The 9,537-nt window shown below is 71.5% G+C and carries 7 protein-coding genes; 3 read left to right on the plus strand and 4 right to left on the minus strand.

All coding sequences use genetic code 11. The features are described 5' to 3' along the window. The first annotated feature begins 42 nt into the window (after positions 1-42). Complete coding sequence (gene rpoH / locus D3P35_RS11700; protein WP_118134903.1) at positions 43-942, plus strand: RNA polymerase sigma factor RpoH; 900 nt, start codon at positions 43-45, stop codon at positions 940-942. A gap of 273 nt (positions 943-1,215) precedes the next feature. Here rpoH and D3P35_RS11705 read toward each other — a convergent pair whose 3' ends face one another. Continuing rightward, positions 1,216-2,337 (minus strand): NADH:flavin oxidoreductase, encoded by a 1,122-nt coding sequence (locus tag D3P35_RS11705; protein ID WP_118134904.1) that lies wholly within the window; start codon positions 2,335-2,337, stop codon positions 1,216-1,218. A gap of 204 nt (positions 2,338-2,541) precedes the next feature. On the opposite strand from D3P35_RS11705, the gene D3P35_RS11710 reads away from it, so the two are divergent. Next, positions 2,542-2,901 carry a helix-turn-helix domain-containing protein gene (locus tag D3P35_RS11710; RefSeq protein ID WP_232830473.1) on the plus strand — a complete coding sequence of 120 codons (360 nt, stop codon included), beginning with the start codon at positions 2,542-2,544 and terminating at the stop codon, positions 2,899-2,901. A 3-nt stretch (positions 2,902-2,904) separates the two neighbouring features. On the opposite strand, the gene D3P35_RS11715 is transcribed toward D3P35_RS11710, so the two are convergent. The 3 genes from D3P35_RS11715 to D3P35_RS26935 all read right to left on the minus strand — a co-directional run bounded on the left by D3P35_RS11715 (position 2,905) and on the right by D3P35_RS26935 (position 7,453). Further along, positions 2,905-4,395, minus strand: coding sequence for a carboxypeptidase M32 (locus D3P35_RS11715; RefSeq protein WP_118134906.1), 1,491 nt, complete (start codon positions 4,393-4,395; stop codon positions 2,905-2,907). Between the two features lies 1 nt (position 4,396). Then, entirely contained in the window at positions 4,397-6,154 is a 1,758-nt protein-coding gene (locus tag D3P35_RS11720; RefSeq protein ID WP_232830478.1) for a M3 family oligoendopeptidase, read from the minus strand. A gap of 669 nt (positions 6,155-6,823) precedes the next feature. Further along, complete coding sequence (locus tag D3P35_RS26935; protein WP_157982118.1) at positions 6,824-7,453, minus strand: OmpA family protein; 630 nt, start codon at positions 7,451-7,453, stop codon at positions 6,824-6,826. A 542-nt stretch (positions 7,454-7,995) separates the two neighbouring features. Here D3P35_RS26935 and D3P35_RS11730 point away from each other — a divergent pair. Continuing rightward, complete coding sequence (locus D3P35_RS11730) at positions 7,996-9,414, plus strand: sigma-54 dependent transcriptional regulator (RefSeq protein WP_118134922.1); 1,419 nt, start codon at positions 7,996-7,998, stop codon at positions 9,412-9,414. Positions 9,415-9,537 lie beyond the last annotated feature (123 nt).

Raw genomic sequence — 9,537 nt, forward strand, 5'->3', positions numbered from 1 at the left:
TGGAAATGCTCGGGTATTCAGAGCCCGAGATGGAGGTGTGAGATGTCGACATATACTTCTCTTCCGGCGCCCTCGCCGGAGCAGGGGCTCAGCCGCTACCTCAGCGAGATCCGCAAGTTCCCGATGCTGGAACCGGACGAGGAATACATGCTGGCGAAAGCCTGGGTCGACCACGAGGACAAGGACTCCGCCCACAAGCTGGTGACGTCGCACCTGCGGCTCGCCGCCAAGATCGCCATGGGCTATCGCGGCTACGGGCTGCCGACGGCCGAGGTGGTGTCGGAGGCGAACGTGGGCCTGATGCAGGCCGTCAAGCGCTTCGACCCGGAGAAGGGCTTTCGCCTCGCCACCTACGCGATGTGGTGGATCCGCGCCTCGATCCAGGAATACATCCTGCGCTCGTGGTCGCTGGTGAAGATGGGCACCACCGCCTCGCAGAAGAAACTGTTCTTCAACCTGCGCAAGGCGAAGAACCGGATCGGCGCGCTCGAGGAAGGGGACCTTCGCCCCGAGCATGTCGAGAAGATCGCCCATGACCTCGGGGTGGCCGAGGACGACGTGATTTCGATGAACCGCCGGCTCACCGGGGGCGATGCCTCGCTGAACGCGCCGCTGAAGACCGATGGCGAGGGCTCCGCCGAGTGGCAGGACTGGCTGGCCGACGATGACGCGGACCAGGCCTCGGCCTATGCGGAGCAGGACGAGCTCGAGAGCCGGCGCAGCCTGCTGATGGACGCGATGCAGGCGCTCAACGAGCGCGAGCGCCACATCCTGACCGAGCGCAAGCTGCGCGACGAGCCGGTGACGCTGGAGGAGCTTTCGAGCGTCTACAACGTGAGCCGCGAGCGCATCCGCCAGATCGAGGTGCGGGCGTTCGAGAAGCTGCAGAAGAAGATGCGCGAGCTCGCCGCCGACAAGGGGATGATCCCGCAGTTCGGCTGAGCCACAGGCCGGCGCCTGCCGCGCCGACGCCCTTGAAGCAGGCCCCCTCCCGCCGGGAGGGGGCCTGCGGCGTTTGCGGGCGCGCGACGGCCGGGGCGGTCGTGGCCGAAGAGCTTGCCGCCTCCCCGGCCTGAGGCGCTTCCGGGCCCGCGGCCGGCACGCTTCGTGCCCGTGACGGCAAGGGTGCGGGCCCCGTGACGGGGCCTGGCGGACGGCGCGTGCCGCGCCGACCCCTCCTGAGCGCCCCGGCCGCCGGCCGGGGCGCGCGCCGTCTCAGACCAGGGTCGCGAGGGCGGCCGGGTCGAAATCGCCGAGGGCCGCGGTGTCGCCCTCGCGGATCTTGCGCACCCAGTCCGGGTCGCCGATCAGGGCGCGGCCGACGGCGATGAGGTCGAACTCGCCGCGCTCCATGCGCTCGACCAGCGTCCCGAGCCCGGCGCGGCCGGCGCCGACCCCCGAGAAGGCCTCCATGAAGTCGCCCGTGAGGCCCACGGAGCCGACGCTGATCGTGGCCGCCCCGGTGAGCTTCTTCGCCCAGCCGGCGAAGTTCAGCCCGCCCGCACCGTCGAGCTCGGGGAACTCCGGCTCCCAGAAGCGGCGCTGCGAGCAGTGCAGGATGTCGGCGCCGGCCTCGACCAGCGGCAGCAGCCAGTCGGCCATCTCGTCGGGGGTGGTGGCGAGGCGGGCGGAGAAATCCTGCTGCTTCCACTGGCTCAGGCGCAGGATGATGGGGAAGTCCGGGCCCACGGCGCGGCGCATGGCGGCCACCACCTCGGCGCCGAAGCGGGCGCGGCGGCCGATGGTCTCGCCACCCCAGGCATCGCTGCGCCGGTTGGTGCCGGGCCAGAAGAACTGGTCGAGCAGGTAGCCGTGCGCGCCGTGGATCTCCAGCGTGTCGAAGCCCAGGCGCTTCGCGTCCGCCGCGGCGCGGCCGAAGGCATCGAGCGTGTCGGCGATGTCGGCGTCGGTCATGGCGCGGCCGCGCGGGCTGCCGGGGCCGGCGAGGCCGGAGGGGCCCTCGGGCTCGGCGTCGGGCACCCAGTCGGTGAGGAAGCTCGCGACGGCGCCGACGTGCCAGAGCTGCGGGCCCATGCGGCCGCCGGCGCCATGCACCGCGTCGATCACGCCTTTCCAGCCCTCGAGCGCCGCGGCGCCGTGGAAGAAGGGGATGCCGGGGTCGTTGCGCGCGGCGGGACGGTCGATCACCGTGCCCTCGGAGAGGATGAGCCCGACATCGCCCTCCGCCCGGCGGCGGTAATAGGCGGCCTGCGCGGGGCCCGGCAGGCCCCCCTCGGCAAAGGAGCGGGTCATCGGCGCCATCACGATGCGGTTTTTCAGCGCGAGGCTTTTCAGGCGGAAGGGGCTGAAAAGGGGAGTGTCCTGTAGGGATGTCATCCGGCTGCGCGTCCTTGCTGCAGGTTGAAGGAGGCTCCTAGGTATCCATTGTATATCTGGTTTCAATCAGGCACTTTGTTGCCACCAGATATACGGAGGGAAACCGCCATGCCCGCGATCATCGCCGAAGCCGGGCCCGGAGCCGCAGACGGCGCCGAAACGGCTGCCGGGGCGTCGCCGCAGTGCAGGGACGCTGCGCGGGAGGTGCTGAGCGCTGCCGACTGTCCGTGCCGGCTGCTGCTCGACCAGATCGCGGACAAGTGGTCGGTGCTGATCCTGGCGGCCCTCTGCCCGCGGCCGCTGCGCTTCAACGAGCTGCGCCGGCAGCTCGAGGGCATCACCCAGAAGGCGCTCACGCAAGGGCTGCGCAAGCTCGAGCGCAACGGCATCATCTCGCGCCGGGTGATCGCCACCTCGCCCGTGGCGGTGGAATATGCCATCACGCCACTGGGCCGCACGCTGGAGCAGCCGATCTCGGCGCTCCACGGCTGGACGCACACGCATTACGACGCGGTGGCCCGCGCCCGGGAGGAGTACAACCGGCGGATGGCCGGCGAGAGCTGAGGCTCAGAGCCCGTAGAGGCCGGCGAATTTCGCCTCGAGATAGCCGAGCAGGGCGCCGGCCTGCGGGGCGTGGCCCGTGGCGTCCTCCACCAGCTGCATCGGCGGCTTGAGGCTGCCGTGCACATGCACGTTGCGGCGCAGCCAGCCGAGGGCGGGGCCGGCATCGCCGCGCGCCAGATCGGCCTCCAGCGTCGGCACCGCGGCGCGCAGGGCGGCGAAGAGCTCACCGGCGAGGATGTTGCCCAGCGAATAGGTGGGGAAGTAGCCGAACAGGCCCACCGACCAGTGCACGTCCTGCAGCACGCCGTCGGCGGGGTCGGTCACGGGGCGGTGGAAGTCGCGCAGGAAGGCGGCGTTCCAGGCCTCCTCCAGGTCCTCCACCGCGAGCGCGCCGGAGATCAGCGCCTGCTCCAGCTCGAAGCGCAGCAGGATGTGGAGGTTGTAGTGCACCTCGTCCGCCTCGGTGCGGATGAAGCCGGTCTCCACCCGGTTCACCGCGGCGTGCAGCGCGTCCGGGCCGGTGACGCCGATGTCGCCGTAGACCGCGCGCATCTGCGGGTAGAGCCATTCGCAGAAGGCGCGCGAGCGGCCGATCTGGTTTTCGAACAGGCGCGACTGGCTCTCGTGCACGCCCATCGAGGCCCAGCGGCCGGCGGGCGAGAGCAGGAGCGCGGGGTTGATGCCCTGCTCGTAGCAGGCATGCCCCACCTCGTGGATGGTGGAGTAGAGGCAGTTGAGCGGGTCGGTCTCGACCACCCGCGTGGTGATGCGCGCGTCACCCCCGGTGCCGGAGGAGAACGGGTGCACGCTGAGGTCGAGCCGCCCGGCCGACCAGTCATAGCCCAGCGTGGTGGCCACGCGCCGGGCGAGCTCCATCTGCGCGGCCTTGGGGAAACTCCCCTCGAGCCGCGGCGCCACATGGCCGGAATGGGCCACGCGCTCGGCCAGCGCGGTGAGGCGCGGGCGCATGCCGGTGAGGAGCGGCGAGAGCACGGCAGTGGTCATGCCGGGCTCGTAATCCTCCAGCAGGGCGTCGTAGCGGCTCTGGCCCGGCTCGGCGATGCAATCGGCCTCCTCGCGCCTCAGCGCCACGATCCGGCCCAGAGAGGGGGCGAAATCGGCGAAGCGGCGGGCGGCGCGGGCCCGCGCCCAGATGCCTTGCGAGAGCGCGGTCACCCGGGCGATCTCCTCGGCCAGCGCGGCGGGGATGCGGGTGGCGCGGCGATGGGCGCGCACCGCCTCGCGCAGGGTGACGCAGCCGGCGGGGTCGAGGGTCTTCGGGTCGATCGCGGCGGCCCAGTCGGGGATGCGCGGATCGGCGCGCAGGCGGTGGATGCAGGCCTCCACCGCCGCGCATTGCTCCGAGCGCAGCTCGGCGCCGCGCTCGGGCATCATGGTCTCCTGGTCCCAGGAGAGCAGGCCCGACACCTGGGAGAGCGCGGTGACCTGCCGGAAGTGGCCGCAGAGCTCGGAGAAGGCGTCGGGTGCCCGCATGTCAGTCCTCCATCGCCTCGAGCTCGTCGATCATGCTCTCGATCAGGCCCAGGCCCTTGTCCCAGAAGGACGGGTCGGAGAGGTCGAGGCCGAAGGGGGCGAGCAGCTCCTTGTGGTGCTTCGAGCCGCCCGCTTTGAGCATGTCGAAATACTTCTCCTGGAAGCCCGGCTCGCCGTTCTCGTAGACCGCGTAGAGCGCGTTCACCAGCCCGTCGCCGAAGGCATAGGCGTAGACGTAGAAGGGCGAGTGGATGAAATGCGGCACGTAGGACCAGAAGGTCTCGTAGCCCGGCGCGAAGTTGAACACCGGCCCGAGGCTCTCGCCCTGCACCGACATCCAGATCTCGTTGATCTGGTCGGGGGTGAGCTCGCCCTCGGCCCGCGCCGCGTGCAGCTTGCACTCGAAGTCGTAGAAGGCGATCTGGCGCACGACCGTGTTGATCATGTCCTCCACCTTGCCGGCGAGCAGCGCCTTGCGCGCCGCCTTGTCGGGGGCGGCGGCGAGGAGCTTGCGGAAGGTGAGCATCTCGCCGAAGACACTCGCGGTCTCGGCCAGCGTGAGCGGGGTGGAGGAGAGCAGCTCGCCCTGTCCCGCCGCCAGCACCTGGTGCACGCCGTGGCCCAGCTCATGCGCAAGCGTCATCACGTCGCGCTGCTTGCCGAGGTAGTTGAGCAGCACGTAGGGGTGCGCGTCGGTCACCGTGGGATGGGCGAAGGCGCCGGGGGCCTTGCCGGGCTTTGCCGGTGCGTCGATCCAGCCCTTGTCGAAGAAGGGCTCGGCGATGGCGGCCATCTCGGGCGAGAAATCGGCATAGGCGTCGAGCACGGTGCTGCGCGCCTCGGCCCAGGGCACCTCGCGGTCCTCGCGCTCGGGCAGGGGGGCGTTGCGGTCCCAGTACTCGAGCTTCTCCAGCCCCAGCCATTTCGCCTTGAGCGCGTAGTAGCGGTGCGAGATGCGCGGGTAGGCGCCCACCACCGCGTCGCGCAGCGCCTGCACCACTTCCGGCTCCACATGGTTGGAGAGGTGACGGCCGGTCTGCGGCGTGGGCATGCCACGCCAGCGGTCCTCGATCTCCTTTTCCTTGGCGAGCGTGTTGGTGATGCGCGCGAACAGCGGCAGCCGCTCGGTGAACACGGCCACCAGCGCCTCGGCGCCGGCCTGGCGGCGGGAGCGGTCGGTGTCGGAAAGCAGGTTCAGCGTGGCTTCCAGCGGCAGGGTCTCGCCGTCGACCTCGAACTCGAGCCCGGCCATGGTCTCGTCGAACAGCCGGTTCCAGGCCGAGGCGCCGACGACGGACTGGTCATGCAGGAACTTCTCCAGCTCGTCGGAGAGCTGGTAGGGCTTGAAGGCGCGCATGCGCTCGAGCACCGGGCGGTAGCGGGCGAGCTCGGCGCTCTCGGAGTAGCGCGCCTCCAGCACCGCGTCCTCGATGCGGTTGAACTCCAGCGAGAAGAACACCAGCGGGGTGGAGATGTCGGTGAGCTTGCCCTGGCAGTCGGAGAAGAACTTCGCCCGCGAGGGGTCGATGGTGTTCTGGTAGTAGCGCAGGCCGGCGAAGGACATCACCCGCCCGGCGATCTGCTGGATGCGCTCGTAGCGCTTCACGCAGGCGGCAAGCGAGGGGGCGTCGAGCCCGGCGAGCTGGCCCTCGTAGTCGGCGGCGAAGGCGGTGGCCTCCTCGGCGAGCCAGGCCATGTCCTCGGCGAGCGCCGGGCTGTCCTCGCCGGGGTAGAGATCGTCGAGGTTCCACTCGGGCATCGGGCCGAAATCGCCTTTGCCCGCGCGCCCCGGGGCGGCCGTGTCGGCGGTCTCGGGCAGCGGGGCGAAGGACTGGAAGAACTGGGCCATCGGGGTCTCCGGATCGGCTGGAAGGGTCAGTGGGTGGCCGGGGCGCGCGGGGCGGGCTCCGGCCTGCGCGGGGCGGCGTCGGGCCGGCCGGGCAGGGTGTCGGGGGCGAGCCGGTCATAGACCGGCAGCGGGCTGTTCTCCTCCGCGTCCGCACGGCTGCCGGGCCGGCGACGCCGCGGCCCGCGGCCCTGCGCGGTGACGGACCGGGCCCCGCGCTGCGCGCGCGGCGAGGCTGTGCCCGCGTGGCCGGCCGGGGGCAGGCCGGCCGGCGGCGGGGCGGACGGAAGGACGCGAGGTCTGAACATGCGGCAAATATAGCCCCGGTGTCCGGCGAATGCATCCCCGCAGGGTGAAGATCCCTCGCGGCCCGTGCATGCATCGCCCCGGGTCCGGGCCTGCGGGCGGCAGGCGCCGCTCCGGGCCTGCGAGCCTTCTCCCGGCGCAGGGGCGTGCGGCCGGGCCCCGGTCTGCCTGTCGCGTGTCGGGCGCGGCCGTCCGGGGGCAGAGCCCCGGCTGTGCAACGGAAAACGGCCCCGCATTTCTGCGGGGCCGTCGAAGCCTTGGTATCGCCGGTATCGCTTACTGCGAGATGGCGATCGTGGCGCGGCGGTTGCGGGCCTCGCGCACGTTCGGGCCGGTGTCGACCGCGGGCTCGGTCCAGGAGCGGCCGGCCGTGGTGATGGTGCCGGTGGTCACGCCCTCGGCCGAACCGCGCGACAGGATCGCGTTGCGGACGGTGTTGGCGCGGCGCTCGGACAGGGTCTGGTTGTACTGGAGCGAACCGACGGTGTCGGTGTGGCCCACGACCGAGACGAGCGGGGTGGTGTAGCTCTTCAGCGCGTCGACGACCTGGTCGATCACTTCGGAACCGGCGTCGGTGAGGTCGTAACGGTCGAAGCCGAAGTAGACCACGTAGTCGCCCGGAGCGGCGCCCTTACAGGCGGCGAGCGCCTCGTCGAGCATCGCTTTCGCGTCGTCGGTGTTGATGCAGACGCCCGAGTAATCGGTCATCGACTCGAGGTACTGGTCCCACATGGCCTGCGCCTTGGCGCACTCGGCCGGGCGGGCTGCCTTGTTGGCGGCCACGGTCGCGACGACGTCCTCGTAGAGGCCCGCCGGCGCGGACACGCCGAGCTCTTCCGGGGTCCAGGCCGGGGCGCTGCCGGAAGCGGCGGCTTCGGACTTGGACACGTAGGCGGTCGCATCCATCCAGTTGACGTCCTGGGTCGCCGACCGGGTTGCGAGAGCCTGGTATTCCCGAGCCAGCGCAGAGTCAAAATCGCTCCCCGAGATGGTCTCGCCCAGGTAGTTTTCTGCCGTGAAGGTGCCGCCCAGGTTTGCGCCGGGGAGCGAGCTGCACCCTGCGAGCGCGACCACTGCGCCGGCCATCATCAAACGGGAAATCGCTTTCATCCCTCTCTCCGTCTCTCTCAAGTTGTGCAGCACTTGAACGGCTGCCACTCTGGTGTGTCATGCCGGGAACAGTGCCCCCGGCGTCGGCTCAAGGTTCGACAACGTGCGAGTCTGCAACGTGCTGGTCTGCGACGCTCACCCTGCCGGACGTGACATAGGTTAGTGTGTAGCTCGCACACATCAAATCCACAACAGAACTTTGACCGAACCCCGTCCGAGGAAAGAGCTTTTTCACCGGTTTATGCACAGAAGTTCAGCGGGTGAGACAATCTTGCAACGGGTATCGCGGCCATCGGGGCCCGTGTGCCCCGATGTATACCGGCACGGGAGCGTGGATGATGGCGCGTAGGATTCTGGTTGTGGAGGACGACGCGGCGCAGCGGCGGGTGATCGCTGCGCTGCTCCGGGCACAGGGCGGCGAGGTGACGGAGGTCGCCTGCGCCCAGACCGCGCTCGAGGCGCTTGACCGGGACCCGGGACCCTGGGTGGTCCTGCTCGACATCGGCCTGCCGGGCATGGGCGGGCTCGACCTGCTCTCGGTGATGCGCGGCCGGGGCGATGACGCGCGGGTGATCATGCTCACCGCCGACGGCGGGGTCGACACGGCGGTGCGCGCGATGCAGCGCGGCGCGGTCGACTACCTGGAGAAGCCGGTGGCGATGGACCGGCTGCGCGCGGTGGTCTCGCGTCATGCGCTGGCGGCCGCGACACCGGCGCCGCAGGGTGCCTTCGCAGGGCTCGTCGCCGGGGCGCCGGCCATGGTGGCGGCGCTCGACCTCGCGCGGCGCGTGGCGCCCTCGCGCATGCCGGTGCTGGTGGCCGGGCCGAGCGGCAGCGGCAAGGAGCGGCTGGCCCGCGCCATCCACGAGACCTCCGGGCGCACCGGCGCCTTCGTGGCGGTGAACTGCGGCGCGCTGCCCGAGACGCTGGTCGAGAGCCTGCTGTTCGGCCACGAGAAGGGCGCCTTCACCGGCGCCGACCGTGCCCAGCCCGGCCGCTTCCGCGAGGCGCAGGGCGGCACGCTGTTCCTCGACGAGGTGGGCGAGCTGCCGCTTTCCGCGCAGGTGTCGCTGCTGCGGGTGGTGCAGGAGGGCGAGGTCGACCCGCTGGGAGGGCGCGGTCCGGTGCGGGTGGACGTGCGGCTGCTGGCCGCGACGAATCGCGATCTCGGCGAGGAGATCGCCGCCGGCCGGTTCCGCGAGGATCTCTACTTCCGCCTCGCCGGGGTCGAGATCGGCCTGCCGCCGCTGGCGGAGCGTGGCGAGGACATTCCGGCCCTTGCCGCCGCCCATGCCGCCCAGGCGGCGCGGCGCGAGGGGCGCCTCTTCCACGGCTTCGGCCCGGGGGTTGCGGAATGGCTCGCCGCACAGCCCTGGCCCGGCAACGTGCGCGAGCTGCAGAACGCGGTGCACCGCGCCGTGGTGATGGCCGAGGGCAGCGAGCTGATGCTGGCGGATTTCGGCCCCGCGGCCCGCGCGCCCGAGCCGCAGCGGGCCCCCGCGCCGCGCCCGCGTCCCTCGGGCCGGGGGGCCGACCGGGTGCGCCCGCTCGCCGAGGTGGAGGCCGAGGCCATCGCCGACGCGCTGATCCTGTGCTCGGGCCAGGTCTCGGAGACCGCCCGGCGCCTCGGCATCGGCCGCTCGACCCTGTATCGCAAGATGGCGCAATACCAGATCGCCCCCTTCAACGACCCGCGCGAGGAGCGCGGCAGCCCTGCCGGAAACGCGGAGGCGCCGCCGGGCCGCCGGGCGAGGTAGCGCCCGCGACGGGCGGAAATGCATGCCGTGCGCGGGCCGGGCAGCAGGCGCAGCCCCTCCCGCCCGCGGCGGGCGGGCGCGGGCAGAGCGCCGCCCGGCCCGGCCGGCGCTGGCCCGGCCCCT

Source organism: Oceanicella sp. SM1341, assembly GCF_003448965.1.
Classification (GTDB): Bacteria; Pseudomonadota; Alphaproteobacteria; order Rhodobacterales; family Rhodobacteraceae; genus Paroceanicella.

Bases quoted from the DNA above. Each gene is read 5' to 3' on its own strand.
- rpoH (WP_118134903.1), top strand. From the start codon at position 43: ATGTCGACATATACTTCTCTTCCGGCGCCCTCGCCGGAGCAGGGGCTC.
- D3P35_RS11705 (WP_118134904.1), bottom strand. From the start codon at position 2,337: ATGACATCCCTACAGGACACTCCCCTTTTCAGCCCCTTCCGCCTGAAA.
- D3P35_RS11715 (WP_118134906.1), bottom strand. From the start codon at position 4,395: ATGCGGGCACCCGACGCCTTCTCCGAGCTCTGCGGCCACTTCCGGCAG.
- D3P35_RS11720 (WP_232830478.1), bottom strand. From the start codon at position 6,154: ATGCCCGAGTGGAACCTCGACGATCTCTACCCCGGCGAGGACAGCCCG.
- D3P35_RS26935 (WP_157982118.1), bottom strand. From the start codon at position 7,453: ATGGATGCGACCGCCTACGTGTCCAAGTCCGAAGCCGCCGCTTCCGGC.
- D3P35_RS11730 (WP_118134922.1), top strand. From the start codon at position 7,996: ATGGCGCGTAGGATTCTGGTTGTGGAGGACGACGCGGCGCAGCGGCGG.